At 69.6% G+C, this 16,192-nt stretch carries 13 protein-coding genes; 7 read left to right on the top strand and 6 right to left on the bottom strand.

Features of this window, described 5'->3' with window-relative positions; genetic code table 11:
* The 3 genes from FHS74_RS28445 to pdxR all read right to left on the bottom strand — a co-directional run.
* A partial coding sequence (locus FHS74_RS28445; RefSeq protein ID WP_184807641.1) for a beta strand repeat-containing protein occupies positions 1 to 4,208 on the bottom strand: 4,208 nt, incomplete at its 3' end.
* A 181-nt stretch (positions 4,209 to 4,389) separates the two neighbouring features.
* Positions 4,390 to 4,944 carry a cysteine hydrolase family protein gene (locus FHS74_RS28440; protein ID WP_184807640.1) on the bottom strand — a complete coding sequence of 185 codons (555 nt, stop codon included), beginning with the start codon at positions 4,942 to 4,944 and terminating at the stop codon, positions 4,390 to 4,392.
* A 249-nt stretch (positions 4,945 to 5,193) separates the two neighbouring features.
* Positions 5,194 to 6,618, bottom strand: a complete 1,425-nt coding sequence (gene pdxR, locus FHS74_RS28435; RefSeq protein ID WP_184807639.1) for a MocR-like pyridoxine biosynthesis transcription factor PdxR — start codon at positions 6,616 to 6,618, stop codon at positions 5,194 to 5,196.
* A gap of 113 nt (positions 6,619 to 6,731) precedes the next feature.
* On the opposite strand from pdxR, the gene FHS74_RS28430 reads away from it, so the two are divergent.
* The 5 genes from FHS74_RS28430 to FHS74_RS28410 all read left to right on the top strand — a co-directional run bounded on the left by FHS74_RS28430 (position 6,732) and on the right by FHS74_RS28410 (position 10,250).
* A complete protein-coding gene (locus tag FHS74_RS28430; RefSeq protein ID WP_184807638.1) occupies positions 6,732 to 7,184 on the top strand; it encodes a carboxymuconolactone decarboxylase family protein in 453 nt (150 codons plus the stop codon).
* A gap of 159 nt (positions 7,185 to 7,343) precedes the next feature.
* Positions 7,344 to 7,781, top strand: a complete 438-nt coding sequence (locus FHS74_RS28425; RefSeq protein WP_211106601.1) for a group III truncated hemoglobin — start codon at positions 7,344 to 7,346, stop codon at positions 7,779 to 7,781.
* Entirely contained in the window at positions 7,760 to 8,983 is a 1,224-nt protein-coding gene (gene hmpA / locus FHS74_RS28420) for an NO-inducible flavohemoprotein (protein ID WP_184807637.1), read from the top strand. The genes FHS74_RS28425 and hmpA overlap by 22 nt, the downstream gene beginning before the upstream one ends.
* A 110-nt stretch (positions 8,984 to 9,093) precedes the next feature.
* Complete coding sequence (locus FHS74_RS28415; protein ID WP_211106600.1) at positions 9,094 to 9,666, top strand: RNA polymerase sigma factor; 573 nt, start codon at positions 9,094 to 9,096, stop codon at positions 9,664 to 9,666.
* Entirely contained in the window at positions 9,663 to 10,250 is a 588-nt protein-coding gene (locus FHS74_RS28410) for a hypothetical protein (protein WP_184807636.1), read from the top strand. The genes FHS74_RS28415 and FHS74_RS28410 overlap by 4 nt, the downstream gene beginning before the upstream one ends.
* 158 nt (positions 10,251 to 10,408) lie before the next feature.
* Here FHS74_RS28410 and FHS74_RS28405 read toward each other — a convergent pair whose 3' ends face one another.
* Entirely contained in the window at positions 10,409 to 11,983 is a 1,575-nt protein-coding gene (locus FHS74_RS28405; RefSeq protein ID WP_184807635.1) for an MDR family MFS transporter, read from the bottom strand.
* Between the two features lie 27 nt (positions 11,984 to 12,010).
* Positions 12,011 to 13,117, bottom strand: coding sequence for an HlyD family secretion protein (locus FHS74_RS28400; RefSeq protein WP_184807634.1), 1,107 nt, complete (start codon positions 13,115 to 13,117; stop codon positions 12,011 to 12,013).
* Positions 13,118 to 13,320: 203 nt separating this feature from the next.
* On the opposite strand from FHS74_RS28400, the gene FHS74_RS28395 reads away from it, so the two are divergent.
* Positions 13,321 to 13,905: a TetR/AcrR family transcriptional regulator gene (locus FHS74_RS28395; RefSeq protein WP_184807633.1), complete on the top strand. Its 585-nt coding sequence runs from the start codon at positions 13,321 to 13,323 to the stop codon at positions 13,903 to 13,905.
* 80 nt (positions 13,906 to 13,985) lie between these two features.
* On the top strand, positions 13,986 to 15,200 hold the full coding sequence (locus FHS74_RS28390; protein ID WP_184807632.1) for an acyltransferase family protein: 1,215 nt from the start codon (positions 13,986 to 13,988) through the stop codon (positions 15,198 to 15,200).
* A gap of 9 nt (positions 15,201 to 15,209) precedes the next feature.
* Here the strand turns inward: FHS74_RS28390 and FHS74_RS28385 are convergent, their stop codons facing one another.
* Complete coding sequence (locus FHS74_RS28385; protein WP_184807631.1) at positions 15,210 to 16,106, bottom strand: ketopantoate reductase family protein; 897 nt, start codon at positions 16,104 to 16,106, stop codon at positions 15,210 to 15,212.
* Positions 16,107 to 16,192 lie beyond the last annotated feature (86 nt).

Genomic DNA, 16,192 nt, shown 5'->3' with positions numbered 1-16,192 from the left:
CTGCCGGTGCCGCCGGTCAGCACCAGGGCGTTGGCGCTGGTGTTGACCACGTTGCCGGCGATCGTGCCGCTGTTGGCCACCGTGCCCAGGCTGCCGGTCGAGGCGATGTACAGCGCCGTGGCGCCGCCGGCGGTGTTGGCGAGCGTACCGGTAACGCTGAGGCTGGACAGGCTGCCGCCGACATAGTCGTTGCCGGCCACGGCCAGCAGGCGAGCGCCACTGTTGGCACCCGTGGCGTCCAGGCCGGTCACGCCACTGGTGACCATGGCGCCAGCGTAGCTGGACCCTGCCCCGCCCTGGATCAGGGTGACACTGTCACCCACCAAGTAATTGCCCGTGGCGCTGACACCGGCGTTGACCACGCCGGCGCTGACCACCGCCGCATCGCTGACGGACAGCACGTGACCCGCGATCGCCAGCGTACCGCCCGTCTGGCTGTAGGCACCTCCGATGCTGACGTCAGAACTGAGCGCGATGCCGGCCCCGGTGCTGGCCACCGTATGGCCGGTGGCGTCGATGGCGTCACCCAAGCTGATGGCCCCCGACACGAAGGTCAGGTTGGACAGGCTATTGCGGATGGTGCCGCCGGCGAAGCTCCCCGCCGTGCCCTCGCCCCCGCCCACGATCACCAGGTCATGGGTGCTGGCGTTGACCACGTTGCCGCTGATGATGCCGCTGTTGGAAAGAGTACCCAGGGTGCCGGTCCGGGCGATGTACAGCGCCGTGGCGCCACCGGCGGTGTTGGCAAGAGTGCCGATGACGCCCAGGCTGGCCAGACCGCCGCCGACATAGTCGTTGCCGGCCACGACCAGCAGGCGGGTGCCACTGTTGGCACCCGTGGCGTCCAGGCCGGTCACGCCACTGGTGACCATGGCGCCAGCGTAGCGGGACCCTGCGCCGCCCTGGACCAGGGCGGCACTGTCACCCACCAAGTAATTGCCCGTGGCGCTGAGGCCCGCGTCCACCACACCGCCCGTCACCTGGGCCGCATCGCTGACGGACAGCACGTGACCCGCGATCGCCAGCGTACCGCCCGTCTGGCTGTAGGCACCGCCGATGCTGACGTCAGAACTGAGCGCAATACCGGCCCCGGTATTGGCCACCGTGTGGCCGGTGGCGTCGACGGCGTCGCCCAAGCTGATGGCCCCCGACGCGAAGGTCAGGTTGGACAGACTGTTGCGGATGGTACCGCCGGCGAAGCTGCCCACAGCGCCGCCGCTGCCGCCGGTGACCGTCAGGTCATGAGCGCTGACGTTCACCACATTGCCCAGGATGGTGCCGCTGTTGCTGAGCGCGCCCAAGGTGCCGCTGGTATAGATCGCCGTGACCGCGGTGATCAGGCCGCTGTTGACGATGGTGCCGATGGAACCGGTGTTGAGGAGGCCGCGGGTCACCCCGCTGATGGTGCCGGTATTCAGCACCGTGGCGACCATGCCGGCGTTGTTGACGCCGGCGCTGCTGGGGCCGGCGCCATCGGCGATGACGCCACTGTTGCTGACCAGGCCGATGGAGCCCGCATTATAGAGGGCCAGCGGCCCCTGGATCAGGCCGCTGTTGCTGAGGGTGGCGACGCCGGCGCCGGCCTGGTTGGCGAAGCCGGTGACACCGCCACTGATGGTCCCCTGGTTGCTGACCTGGCCCACCGTGCCCAGATTGGCGACACCGGCCACGGTCCCCAGCAAGGCACCGGTGTTGGCCAGGGTGCCGACGCTGCCGCCGGCGGCGACATGGACGGCGGTGACGGCGGTGATGACGCCGCTGTTGTCCAGGCGGGCCAGGGTGCCGCCGACATAGTTGTTGGCGACCGTGGCCACCAGGTCCACCTGGGCGCCAATGGTCACCGTCGTCACCGCCGCCGATAGCCCGTCCACCGCCACATCGGTCACCACGCCGCTGTAGCGGGAAGCCGCCCCGCCGATCACCAGCGTGCCCAGCACCGCCCCGGCCATCTGGTTGCCACCCGACGCCAGGCTGGCCGTCACCGTGCCGCCAGTCAGCAGCGCCGCGTCGGTCACCACCAGGGTATGGGCGCCGAGGGCCAGCGTGCCGTCCGTCTGACTGTATCGGCCGGTGATGGTAAGCGTGCCGGCCAGCGCCAGGCTGGCGCCCCTGTTGGCCACGGCGGCGGCCTCAATGGCGTCGTTCAGCAGCAGCGCCCCGCTGGCGAAAACCACCTCGCCCGTGCTGCGCAACCGGCCCGAGGCCACGCCCACCCCCGTCAACGTGCCGACCACCCCACCCAGGCCGCCCACGATGGTCAGCGCCTGGCCACCGGCATTGACGATATCGCCAGCGATCACCCCGCTGTTGGCCAGGGTGCCCACGCTGCCGGACACCGCGATGTAAAGCGCCGTGGCGCCGCCGGCGGTGTTGGTCAGGACGCCGGTGTTGCTGAGCGTGGCCTGGCCATCGCCGACATAGTCGTTGGCCGCCACCGCCAGCAGGGTGGCGCCACTGACGCCGCCCTGCGCCGCCAGGCCGGTGACGGCGCTGGCCACGGTCACGCCGCTATAGCGGGATCCGGCCCCGCCCTGGACCAGGGTGGCCAGGGTGGCGCCGGCGAGATAGCTGGCCGTCGCCGACGGGGCGGCCACCACCGTGCCGCCCGTCAGCAGCGCGGCATCGCCGACCACCAGCCGCGCCGCGCCCGACGCCATCTCCAAACCGCCCTGCACCTGGGCATAGGCGCCGGCGATGCTGACGACGGTGTTCAGCATCACGGTCGCCCGGGCGTTCACCAGGGTATGGCCGGTCACGTCCACGACGTCGTTCAACAGCAGCCGGCCGCCGCCCAGCACCACATTGGCCAGCGTGCTGGCGATGGTGGCCTGGGCGCCACCGGTGCCGGTGAAGGTACCCGGTGTGGCGCCGCCGGACAGGGTCAGCATGGCCGTCGACAGGTTCAGGATGGTGCCGACGATGGTGCCCTGGTTGACCACGCCGGCCAGGGCGGCGCCACTGTTCAGACGCAGGGCCGTGGGGCCGCTGATGAGGCCGCTGTTGCTGATCGTGCCGGTGGTGCCCGACAAGTCCAAAGCGAAGCCCGTGCCGAGGATGACACCGTCATTGACCAGCGCGCCCAGTTGCACCGCGTTGGCCACCCCCTTGTAGCCGGCGATGGTGCCGGTGTTGGCAAGCAGGCCCAGGGTACCCTGGCCGTTATAGAGGCCTTCCCCCCTGCTGGTCAGGGTGCCACTGTTGCTGACCGTGCCGAGGGTGCCCCAGTTGACCAGCGCCACGCTGCGGCCAACGATGGTGCCGCTGTTGCTGACGCTACCCAGGGTGCCCAGGTTGTAGAGGCCGGACAGCTGGCCGCTAAGGATGCCGCTGTTGTCCACCCGATCCAGCCGCCCCCGGTTCAGCAGGGCCGCCATGGTGCCGCCGGTGATGGCGCCGGTGTTGAGGACGGTGGCGATGCTGCCCTCGTTCAGCACCCCCACCAGACCGGCGATCAGACCGCTGTTGCCGAGCTGGCCGATGCCGCCCACGGTATGGATGTAGAGCGCCGTGTTGGCCGCGTTGATGGTGCCGCCGTTGGCGAGAGTGCCCACCGTGCCCTGGACCAGCAGTCCCACGGTCAGCGCCTCGATGGTGCCGGTGTTGGTCAGGCCGCCCACGGCGCCGGTGTTGACCATGCCGGCCGAACTGCCGCTGAGCAGGCCGGTATTGATGAAGGTGCCGATGGTGCCGGCATTGAACAGGACGTTGCGGCCGAAGCCGAAGCCGCCGCCCAGCCGCCCCTGGTTCACCAGCGTGCCGATACTGCCGCCGTTGTAAAGCACGGTGGACCCGGCGCTGAGGCTGCCGCTGGCGGTGATGGACAGGTGCGTGACCGTGCCCTGGTTCAGCAACGCCACGGCGGCGCCCTCGACAACGCCGCTGTCGATCAGCGCGCCGATGCTGCCTTGGTTCCGCATCCCGAAGGTGCCGGTCACGGTGCCGGCATTCGTCAGGGCGGCGATGAGTCCGGTGTTGGCCACGCCGGCAATAGTGCCGCCCGCGACCTGGGCCGTGCCCGTGATCCGCAACGCGCCCAGCGTGCCGCCATTGGCGTAGCCGATGGTGGAGCCCGACAGCGTGACATCCTGCGCCCGCCCTGGCGGGCCAGCCAGGGCGACACCCAGCGCCAACAACGAGGCGCCAGCCGCCAGCCGCTGCCGCCGCGACAGCCTCTTCCCCGGCCGCGATCCCGGCGACGCCACACCCATCGACCCCTCCCCGCCCCATCATGGCGCGCCCTTGACTGGGCGAGCGCCCCTTTCAAGCGCGATCCGGATGGCCTTGGCCCGTGACCAAACGGTGACCGGTGGGCGGGGTGCGGACGGTGGTCGACAAATATGCGTCTTTTCCGCCACTTGTCCTACGGGGGTATTTCGAGGGTATGGCGGGTCAGAATCCCACCGCCGCCGCCGCCATCACCTGGGCGAATGGGCCGCCCAGCGTCAGGTTGTGGTGCTGGATGATGGCGCCGGCGGCCAGCGCGGGCGTGTCCACCGTCGTGTGGGCGTCGCCGGCCAGCACCGCCTCGAAGCCCAGGTCGCGGGCGGCGCGGCAGGAGGCGTCGACGCAATATTCCGTCTTCATGCCGGCCAGCACCACCCGGTCAATGCCATGGCCGCGCAGCAAGGCCGCCAGTTCCGTGCCGGCGAAAACGCTGGGCCGCGTCTTGCGCACCACCAGGTCGCCGGCCTGGGGCGCCAGCTGTTCCACCAGTTGCCAGTTGGCGGAACCGGGGGCGGCGGGCGAGCCCTCGGGGCCGTCATGCTGGACCAGCACCACCATGCCGCGCGCCTGGCGGGCACGGTCGGCCATGTCCTGGATACGGACCAGCACGCCGGCGCCGGCGTGGGGTGGCACCGGGCCGTGCATCAGGCCCACCTGCATGTCGAGCACGATGAGGGCGGAGCGGGAGGCGGAACGTCGGGATGGATGGTGGGGGCTCATGACTGTCTCCGTTCGGGTTTGGAACGGAGGCGTCTTTCCAGCCATCTCCCCCGTCCCGTTAGGGCGGGGGGTGCGGAACGACCTGGCCTTACGCCGACAAGTCCATCCGACACCACCCGCCGATGGCGGTGGTGGTGATGGTTTTGCTGGTCAGGGCAAAGAAGGCGTTCATGGGGCCAAGATGCGGGGACGGCGGGGGCGGCGTCAAGCCCCCTTCGCAGCAGCCCCCGTCACGGCAGGGGGGACACCTCACCCGACGCTGGCCACCAGGTCGGCCAGGCGGCGGCAATGGGCCGCCAGGTGCCGGTCGTTCAGGTTGGTGACGCCCAACACCAGGCCGGCCCGCCCTTTCCCTTCGGCGGCGTACCAGGGCGACAGCGGCACCGGCGCCATGCCGAAGGCCAGCGCCTGGTTGGCGATGGTGAGGTCATTGGTGCCGGACGGCAGCGACACCACCACCGACAGGCCGGCCGTGGCCCGTACCGGCAGCACGCCGTCCAGCGCCTGGAGCAACATCGCGCGGCGCGCGGCGTAGAGGCGCTTCATGCGGCGCAGATGGCGCAGGTAATGCCCCTCCGCCAGGAAGGCGGCGACCGCCCGCTGCACGGGTGCCGCCGGGGCCGGGGCCAGACAGGCCGCCACGTCGCCGAAATGCCCGGCCAGCGATGGCGGCACCACCAGGAAACCCAGGCGCAGCGCCGGGCTGATGGTCTTGCTGAAGGTGCCGGCGTGCAGCACGCGGCTGTCGCCGCCGGCGGCATGGTCAACCGCCGCCAGCGCCGGCGCGGCCCGCCCGGCCAGTTGCAGTTCGCTCAGATAATCATCCTCCAGCACCCAGGCGCCGGTGCGCCGGGCCCAGTCCAGCAGGGCGACGCGGCGGGCCAGCGACAGTGTCATGCCCAGCGGCGCCTGCTGCCCCGGCGTCACCACCGCCAGGGCGGCATCCGGGGCGACGCCCACGCCGGCGGCCACGTCCAGACCGTCGCCATCCACCGGCACCGGGCGGGGCGTCATGCCGGCCAGCGCCAGGGCCATGCGCGTCAGGGGGAAGCCCGGCTCCTCCATCCACGCCGCCTTGCCCTCCAGCCGCAGGGCGCGGATGACGAGGCCGACGGCGCCGGCGAAACCGTTGGTCACCAGCACCTGGGCCGGGGTGCAGTGGATGCCCCGGGAGATCGCGAGGTAGGCCGCGATCCCGCGTCGCAAGTCCGGATGGCCGCGCGGGTCGGGATAGGCCACGGGGGCCAGCGCCGCCGTACGCGCCGCCCGGGCCTGGAGGCGGGACCATAGGGTGTAGGGGAAGGCGTCCTGCGCCGGCACACCCATCTGGAAGGCCAGGGGCGGGACCTCGAAGTCATGGAAGAAGCCCGGCAAAGGCGGGGTTTCCACCGGCGGGGGCACCGTCATGGCCTGCCCCGGCGCCGGCCAGCGCGCCACCCGGGTGCCGGCCGCGCCCAGGCCCACCACCAGCTGTTCGTCCGTCAGCCGCTCATAGGCCACCCGCACCGTGCCACGCGCCACGCCCAGCCGCGCCGCCAGGTCCCGCCACGACGGCAGGCGCGCCCCGGCGGCCAGCCGGCCGTCCTGGATGGCCTGGCGCAGCGCGCCGTGGATCTGCGCGGCCAGCGGCGTCGCCGCCGCACGGTCCAGCACGATGGAGAGATCGGTATCCATGGGCCAACATGGTACAGGGTTTTTTGACATTCTTGGTGCTGTTTCCTGAACCATGATCGGCGCATCCTTCCCTCATCGGGCGGCACCGGCCGGCCAAGGAAGAGGAAGCGATCATGACCCAGCGTCTCGACTACACCGCCGCCGCGCCCGCCGGCATGAAGGCTTTGGGCGGCGTCTATGGCTACATCATCCAGAGCGACCTGCCCGCCCAGCTGGTGGACCTGGTCTACCTGCGCACCTCACAGATCAACGGCTGCGCCTATTGCATCGACATGCATTCCCGCGACCTGCTGAAGGGCGGCCTGGCGGTGGAAAAGCTGGTGCTGGTCCCGGCCTGGCATGAAGCCGGCGCCCTGTTCACGGAGAGGGAGCAGGCCGCCCTGCGCTGGACCGAGACGGTGACCCGCGTCGCCGACACCGGCGTGCCGGATGCGGAATTCCAGGCCGCCCGCGCCCACTTCACCGAAAAGGAACTGGCCGACCTGACCATCGCCATCGGTCTGATGAACGCCTACAACCGCATGGCCATCAGCTTCCGCACCGTGCCGGCCGCCGCCAAGGTCTGACCCTCCGCATCCGTCATGACCGACAGCCGGGTGGGGGACCGCCCGGCTGTCGCCGTTTCCGGGGCGCCAATCACAGAACGCCAATCAAACAAATATTCCTGTTGCATCTTTCCGGTGACACAGTAACATGTATTTGAGATACATGTTTGAGGCCAACCGATGGATGAGCCGCTCATCGCCACCCTGGTTTCCCGGTTCTATGCCCGCGCGCGCCACGATCCCGACTTGGGGCCGGTGTTCAATGGGGCCATCGCCGACTGGGACCATCACCTGGAAACGCTGACCGCCTTCTGGTCGGCCCTGCTGCTGGCGCCGGAGCGGATCACCGGTCCCCGCTACAAGGGCAACCCCATGGCGGCGCACCTGAAACATCTGGAGCGGATGACCCCCGCCCTGTTCGACCGGTGGCTGGCCCTGTGGTCACAGACCACGGCGGAGGTGTTGCCACCCCCAGCGGCGGCCGATGCCATGGCCAAGGCGGCGCGCATCGCCACCAGCCTGCAACTGGGCCTGTTCTACCGCCCGGCCGCCTGCCCCCACTCATCCCCCGCGCACATCTCCCGAGGAACCGCCCCATGCCGCAGCCCCAGCCGCTGAGCGCCCAGACCATCGCCATCGTCAAGGCCACCGTGCCGGCGCTGGCCGACCACGGCCCCGCCATCACCCGCGCCATGTACGCCCGCCTGTTCCAGGACGCGGACATCGCGGCCTTGTTCAACCACAGCCACCAGGGGCAGGACGGCACCCAGACCAAGGCGCTGGCCAACGCCGTCCTGGCCTATGCCCGCAACATCGAGAACCTGGGCGCCCTGGCCCCGGCGGTGGAGCGCATCGCCCAGAAACATGTCGGCCTGCGTATCCTGCCGGACCATTACCCCCACGTGGCGACCGCCCTGCTGGGCGCCCTGCAGGACGTGCTGGGTGAGGCGGCGACGCCCGACATCCTGGCCGCCTGGGGGGAGGCCTACTGGTTCCTGGCCCATGTGCTGATGGCGCGCGAACAGGGGATTTATAACGACCTGGCCAGCGCCGAGGGCGGCTGGTCCGGCTGGCGCGACTTCACGGTGGCGGAAAAGATCGTGGAGAGCGACATCATCACCAGCTTCGTGCTGGTGCCCAAGGACGGCGGGCCCGTGCTGCGGCACAAGGCTGGCCAGTACCTGACCTTCCTGCTGCCGGTGGCCGGCCCCGACCTGGTGCCCACGCGCCGCAACTACAGCATCTCCACCGCCCCCAACGGCCGCAACTATCGCATCTCGGTGAAGCGGGAGGAGAGGGGTGCCGCCTCCTCCTGGCTGCACGCCCATGTCCGCGTGGGCGACGTGCTGCGGGTTTCCCCGCCCGCAGGCGACTTCTTCCTGCCCGACCAGCCGCAGCGGCCGGTGGTGCTGCTGTCCGGCGGCGTGGGCCTGACCCCCATGGTCAGCATGGTGGAAACCATCGCGGAAAAGCATCCGGATCTGGAAACGCACTACATCCACGGCACGGCCAGCAGCGCCACCCACGCCATGGACGCCCACGTCCGCGCCATCGCCGCCCGGCATCCCGGCATCAAGGTCGCCACCTTCTACAGCGACCCGCTGGGCGATGACGAACCGGGTATCAGCCACGACGTCACCGGCCTGATCACCCTCGACTGGCTGCGCGACAACACCCCCCTGCACCAGGCCGACTTTTACCTGTGCGGGCCGAAGCCCTTCCTGCGCGCCTTCGTCGGTGGCCTGTCGCTGGCCGGGGTGCCGTCGGACCGCATCCACTACGAATTCTTCGGCCCCGCCGAGGAACTGACGGCGGCCTGACCCCAACCGCCGCCATCAAAACTGACACGCCCCCGCCCGGACGGACCGAGCGGGGGCTTTTTTTTGCGTTCCGCCTGTAAGAAATCACCCGCGTCCCGGACTACCTTGGCATGAGCAACGCCAAAGGACAGGACATGGACGGCGGCAGCCCAGACCAGGACACACGGTACCAGCAGGCGGCCGCCCAGTTCGGCCCGGCGCTGGAGCGGCTGGCCCGCGCCTATGAGCGCGACGCCGACCTGGCGCGCGACTTGCTGCAGGACATCCACCTGGCCCTATGGCGCAGCCTGGACACCTTCGACGGTCGCTGCGGCCTGCGCACCTGGGTGTTCCGGGTGGCCCACAACACCGGCGCCAGCCATGCGCTACGCCAGCGCCAGTCGCGCCTGGCAGCCCCGGCGGCCAGCCTGGATGAACTGGCGGAAACGCCGGCCCTCGCCGACACACCCGAACAGGCGGCCGACCGGCGCCGGACGCTGGACCGCCTCTACGACCTCATCCGCCGGCTGAAGGCCCCGGACCGACAGGTGATCCTGCTGTACCTGGAGGGCGAGGACGCCGCCGCCATCGGCGAGGTGACCGGCCTGTCACCGGGCACCGTCGCCACCAAGATCCACCGTGCCAAGGCCGTTCTGGCCCGGCATTTCCAGCCCGAACAACCCCACAAGGGAGGCCAGCCATGACGGCCCCGCCCGATGACCTGCAAACCCTTTGGCAAACCCAGGAACCGGAGATTCCCCCCATGACCCTCGACGACATCCGCAAGAAAGCCGCCGCGCTGGAACGCCTGGTCCGCCGGCGCAACCTGGTGGAACACCTGGCGGCGGCCATCACCATCCCCCTGTTCGGCGCCTATGTCTGGTTCCTTCCCGGCTGGATGCTGAAGGCGGGCAGCGCCCTGGTCATCCTCGGCATCGCCTACATGCAGTGGCAGATGAGGCGCCGGGCGACGGCCGGGCGGGCCGTGACGGAAGGGGCCGCCGGGATCGTGCTGGACAGCTATCGCCATGCCTTGACCCGCCAGCGCGACGCCCTGACCAGCGTCTGGCGTTGGTACATCCTGCCCTATGTGCCGGGCCTGGCCCTGATGTTGCTGGGCAGCTGGTCAGAGGTGCAAGGCGACGGTCTGCTGCTGGCCCGCATCATCATCGGCCTGGCCGTGGCCGTCATTGCCCTGATCCTGGCCGTCATCTGGCTGGCCAACCTGCTGGCCGCCGCCCGCCTGCAACAGCGCATTGATGAGCTGGACCGGCTGACGGCGGGGTGATGACCCGACCGTCATCAGCCGAAACCTTGTCACGACGACAGGCACCCTTTGTGAGTTTAGGCCTGTGAGCCGGCTTCAGCGGCACGTCCGCTTGACCGGCCCCGTTGGAGCGGAACAGGTGACGAGCGAGATGTGATCACAGGTGATCACATCTCGTTCTAGTGCGCCCCCGCCCCGCCACCGCTGGTCTTCTTCATCATCAGGGCCGCCAGCAGGGCCAGCACCAGGGCGGAACCCATGAGATAAAAGGCGTCGCCGTAGGCCAGCAGATAGGACTGCGCCTTCACGGTCTTGCCAATAGCCTGGACCGCCTGGTTCCAGGCGACATCGGTATCGGCGCCGAGGTCCATGAAGCGCTGCTGCAACTGCTGGATCCGCTCGGCCGTGGCCTCGCTGAAGGCGGTGACATGGCTGGTGACGACGGTGGAGTGGAACTGTTCCCGCTTGGTCAGGATGGTCTGCAATCCCGCGATCCCGATGGAGCCGCCCAGGTTGCGCATCATGTTGAACAATGCCGAGGCCGAGCCCGCGTTCTCCCGCTCGATGCCGCCGGTGGCCAGCGCCGACAGGGGGGTCATGACCAGGGACTGGCCGATGGCGCGGACGACGTTGGGCAGGATCAGCTGATCGGCCGCGTAATCCTTGGACAGGTGGATGTTGAGGAAGCAGCTGGCGGCGAAGAGGACGAAGCCGATACCGACCAGGACGCGGGCGTCGACCTTCTTCATCAGAAAGGGCACGAAGGGGATGAGGGCCAGCTGCGGAAGGCCGGTCCAGGCCAGCACCTCCCCCACCTGTTCGGAGTTGTAGCCCTGCATCTGCGACAGGTAGTTGGGCAGCAGGAAGACGGAGCCGTAGAGCGCCATGCCCAGGATGACGTTGCTGACGCTGCCCAAGCCGAAATTGCGCCGCATCAACAGCCGCAGGTTCAGGAGCGGATGAGGCGCCGTCAGTTCCACCCACAGGAAGGTCGCCAGCGACAGCACCGCCACCACCGACAGCTTGACGATCAGGGGGGAGCCGAACCAGTCGTCCTTGTTGCCTTCCTCCAGCACCGTCTGCAAAGAAGCAAGGCCAACAGCCAGGGTGGCGATGCCCGGCCAGTCGCCCTTTTTCAGCAGCGACAGGTTCATGGGGGCGGCCGGCAGGGTGGGGAACAGGGCCGCCAGCATGATCGCGCCCGGCACGACGTTGACGTAGAAAATGTATTGCCAGCCGTAGGTCTGGGTCAGATAGCCGCCGATGGTGGGGCCGATGGCCGGCGCGAAGGTGGCGGAAAGGGCGAACAGGGCCAGCCCGACGGGCTGCTTCGAACGCGGCAGCATGGTCAGCGTGATGGTGAAGGCCAGCGGGATCAGCACGCCGCCGAAAAAGCCCTGCAAGGCGCGCAGCGCGATCATCTGCTGCAAGGTGCCGGCAAAGGCGCAGGCGACGGACAGCGCCAGGAACAGCGCCGTGTTGGTCAGGAGGTAGCGGCGCAGCGAAAACACCGGCACCAGGAAGCCGGTCAGCGGGATGACCACGATCTCCGCCACCAGGTATGAGGTGGAAATCCAGCCGCCGTCGTCGATGCCGGCGCCGATGGCGCCCTGGATGTCGGGCAGGGAGGCGTTGGTGATCTGGATGTTCAGCACCGCCATGAAGGCGCCGATCATCGACCCCACGACCGCCAGCCAGGTGCGGAAGCCGACGGGCGCCTCGGCGGCCGGCGCGGTCTTCACCGTGTTCGCCATGATCTTGTACTCCCCTGCCGGGCGCCATCAGTTGGCGGCGTCCTTGGTGTTGATGCTGGGCTCAACCGACATGCCGGGCCGCAACTGCACAGCGCCCTTGCCGGCGGCGGCATCGGCGTCCAGCCGGATCTTGACCGGGACGCGCTGGACGATCTTGGTGAAATTGCCCGTCGCGTTGTCGGCCGGCAGCAAGGCGAACTTCAGCCCGCTGGCGGGGGAGATGCTGTCCACCCGGCCATGGACAACGACACCGGGATAGGTGTCGACAGCGATGTCCACCGGCTGGCCCGGCTTGACGTCGGTCAGCTGGGTTTCCTTGAGGTTGGCGACGACATAGACCTGACGCAGCGGCACCACCGCCATCAGCTGGGTGCCGGCCTGGACATACCGGCCCACCCGCACCGACCGGGCACCGACGACGCCGTCCACCGGGGCGGTGATGGTGGCATAACCCAGGTTCAGCTCCGCCTGGTGTTCCACGGCCTCCGCCTGCTCCACCTCCATCTCCGCCGCGGCGCGCTGGGTCTTCAGCACGTCCACCTGCTGGCGGGCGGCGACCACCGACGCCTCGGCGGTGGTGACATCGGCTTCGGCCTGCCGGTGCACCGACGTCGCCTGCTGCGCCTTCTGGGCGCTGCCGGCGCCGGTGGCGACCAGCTGGTTGAAGCGGTCGCTGTCCTGGCTGGCGAAGGCGGCGGCGGCCCTGGCCGATACAAGGCGGGCGGCGGCCTGGTCGATCAGCGCCTGCTGCAACGTGATCTGCGAGACGATGTTGGCGACCTTGGCCTCCGCCGTCTGGCGGGCTGCCCGCGCCTGGGCCAACGCCGTCGCCAGATCCCTGTCATCGATCACGGCCAGGGGCTGGCCGGCCTTCACCACCTGGTTGTCGTCCACCAGGACCTGGGCGATGTAGCCAGAGACATGCGGGGCGATGGTGGAGGCGTCGGCATCGACATAGGCGTCGTCGGTTTCCACCAGGAAGCGGCCCGTCCGCCAGTAATCCATGCCGGCGTGGGCGGCGAAAGCCAGGGCGGCGACGCCGGCGCCGGCCAGCAGGATGCGCTTGAGACGGCCACCGCCCGCCTGGGCGCCAGAGAGCGCGGGGACGGCACCGGTGTCGGTAATGTTGGCCATGGAAGCCTCCTTCGAAATGGGGGGGAGTGACGCGCTCCAGTTTCGATACAATATGGACCGTTTCTAAATTAGGAGCAGCGGCGCCTTAGAATACGAGGCATGTTGTACCGTAATATCTCGCCCCTCTCGCCTCGGCCCGTGGATGGCGCATATGTTGGGCCAGACCCACCCGCGCGGGTCGTTCTTGCGTAAGGAGACACCCCATGGCCCCCGTCGGCCGGCCCCGCAGCGATGCCAGTCACGCCGCCATCCTGAAGGCGACCTATGAGCTGTTGCAGGAAGAGGGCCTGGCCCGCCTGACCCTGGACAAGGTCGCCCGCCGGGCCGGCGCCTCGCGCAGCACGCTGTACCGCTGGTGGCCCAGCCGCGGCGCCATCGCCATGGAGGCGACGCTGGACACCATCAACCGCGAGATGTCGCTGGAACCCCAAGGCGACAACGCGCTGGCGGAGTACCGCCGCCTGCTGAAATCGGTGGCGCGCGCCATGCGGGGCGGCACCGGCGCCATCATCGCCGGCATCCTGGCGGAATGTCAGCGCGACCCGGAAACCCTGCGCCTATACAAGGAAAAGCTGGTGGGCCCCCGCCGCGCCGAGATCATGCCCCTGTTGCAACGGGGACTTGCCGATGGGTCGATCCGCGCGGACGTGTCGCCCCAGACCATCCTGGACATGACCTTCGGCGCCATCTACCACCAGTTGCTGCTGCACATCCCCACCGAGGACGCCTGGATGGACGGCGTCATCGACATCCTGGTGAACGGCATCGCGGCCAAGCCGTCCCGTTAAACCAACGGGCATTCATCATGTGACAACGTTGTCACGCTCTGTCATGGTGGCCTCACAAGAACGGGGAGGACCAGACCGCCATGACCATCGCCGCCGCCGCCCCATCGGACGCGCGCAGCCTCGCCGATGTCCCACCGAACCGCCGCCTGCTGTCGCTGGACGTGCTGCGCGGCCTGGCCGTCGCCGGCATGATCCTGGTGACGAGCCCGGGGGATTGGGCCAAGGCCTACGCCCCGCTGAAGCACGCGGCCTGGGATGGCTGGACCCTGGCGGACATGGTGTTCCCCACCTTCCTGTTGAGCGTCGGCCTGGCGATATCCCTGTCGTGGCCCCAATTGGCGCGGGACAAACGCGCCGCCACCGCCAAGATCGCCCGGCGCACGGTGTCGCTGATCGCGCTGGGCCTGGTGCTGAACGCCCTGCCCTATTTCGACCTGGCGCATTTGCGCCTGCCCGGCATCCTGCAGCGCATCGGCCTGTGCTACGCGCTGGTCACCACGCTATGCCTGGTGACGGCCACGACGGGGGTGAACCATCGCCCCCTGCTGAACCGTCCGGCCCTGCTGGCGGCCATCGCCCTCCTTCTGCTGGGCTATTGGGCGCTGCTGGTTTGGGTGCCGGTGCCGGGCATCGGGGCAGGCCACCTGGACCCGGGCGGCAACCTGCCGTCCTGGATCGACCGTGGGGTCTTCACCGTGGCCCATCTCTGGCCCTATGGCACCGACGCCGCCGGGGCCGTCGTCTACGATTCGGAGGGTCTGCTGTCCACCTTGCCCGCCACGGTCAACGTGCTGGTGGGCGTGCTGGCCGGCACAGCACTGCGGGCGCAGCCCCAAGGCCGGGGGCCCCGCCTGTTGCTGCTGGAGGCGGCCGTGATCCTGATGGTCGCGGGCCTGGCGCTGGACCCTGTGCTGGTCATCAACAAGCGCATCTGGACCAGCAGCTTCGCCCTGTTCAGCAGCGGCTTTTCCCTGGGCATCCTGGTGGTCCTGTCCGCCCTGCTGGACCGGGGGGCGGCGCCGTTGGCCCACGCGGCGACCTTCCCGTTGCGCGTGCTGGGTGGCAACGCCATCCTGGCCTTCAGCCTGTCGCAAATCCTCTGCGCGGTGGGCGGCGTGCCCTTCATCCCGGCGGCGGGCGGCGCCCTCACCCCGCAAGGCTGGGGCGACCAGCTGGCGGGATCGGTCATCGCCGACCCCTACCTGGCCTCCTTCACCTGCGCGCTGGGGATCCTGGCTTTGGTGGTCCTGGTGCTTCTCCCCTTGCACCGCCGGGGTCTGCACATCCGGCTTTAGCCCAAGGCGTCAGGCGGCGGCCTTGGCCTCCAGCAGCTTGACCATCGCCAGCAGGGCGCGGTTGGCGGGCGTGGCGATGCCCAGCGCCGCCCCCTGGCGCACGATATGGCCGTTCAGATAGTCGATCTCGCTGGCCTTGCCCCGGGCCAGGTCCTGGGCGGTGGATGAGAGCTGGTTGGGCATGGCCGCCGCCAGGGCCATGACCCTCTCCAGGATGTCGTCGGCCACGGCGATATCCCACGCCCGCGCCACGGCCACCGCCTCCGCCACGACATCGGCCATGACGTCGCGCACGGCGGGCACGGTCACCATGGTGCCGTAGCTGACCTGCGCCACCGCCGACAGGGCGTTGTAGGCGCAGTTGATGATCAGCTTGTCCCACAGCGCGGCGGTGACGCCGGCCGACACGGTGGCCGGAATGGCGGCGGCCCGCAGCAGGTCGGCCACCCGCTCGCTATCGGCACCCGGGCCCAGGATCAGGTCGCCCCGCCCGTGATGCCGGACATGGGCGGCGCCGGCCATGTCGGTCGCGACATAGACCACCACCGGCACCACCGGCCGGCCCAGCACCGCCGCCAGCCGGTCGGCGTTGTCCACGCCATTCTGCAGGGCCAGCACCACGGCACCGGGCTTCAGGTGGGGCAGCAGGGCGCGCCCCGCCTCCTCGGTATCGGCGGATTTCACGCAGAACAGCACCAGGTCGACCCCGGCCAACCCCTCCGGCCCGGCGACGGCATCCACGGCGACCGTGCCATCGAAGCCCCTCATCTCCAGCCGCAAGCCATCCGCGCGCACGGCCCGCACCAGCGCCGGCCGGCCCACCAGGGTCACGGCGTGCCCGGCCCGCGCCAGCAGCGCCCCGTAGAAGCAGCCGACGGCGCCGGCCCCCATGACACCGATGTTCATCCGTGGCACTCCCGATTATCGATACGTGGCGTTTCACGAAGGGTGCAAAGGGCGGCGGCCGCGCGCAATGGCCCATCGCTCATCCC

This window comes from Nitrospirillum iridis (assembly GCF_014205765.1).
In the GTDB taxonomy this organism is placed as follows: domain Bacteria; phylum Pseudomonadota; class Alphaproteobacteria; order Azospirillales; family Azospirillaceae; genus Nitrospirillum; species Nitrospirillum iridis.
Note: the sequence above shows the minus strand (reverse complement) of the source record. Positions and strands in the feature narration are given on the sequence as shown.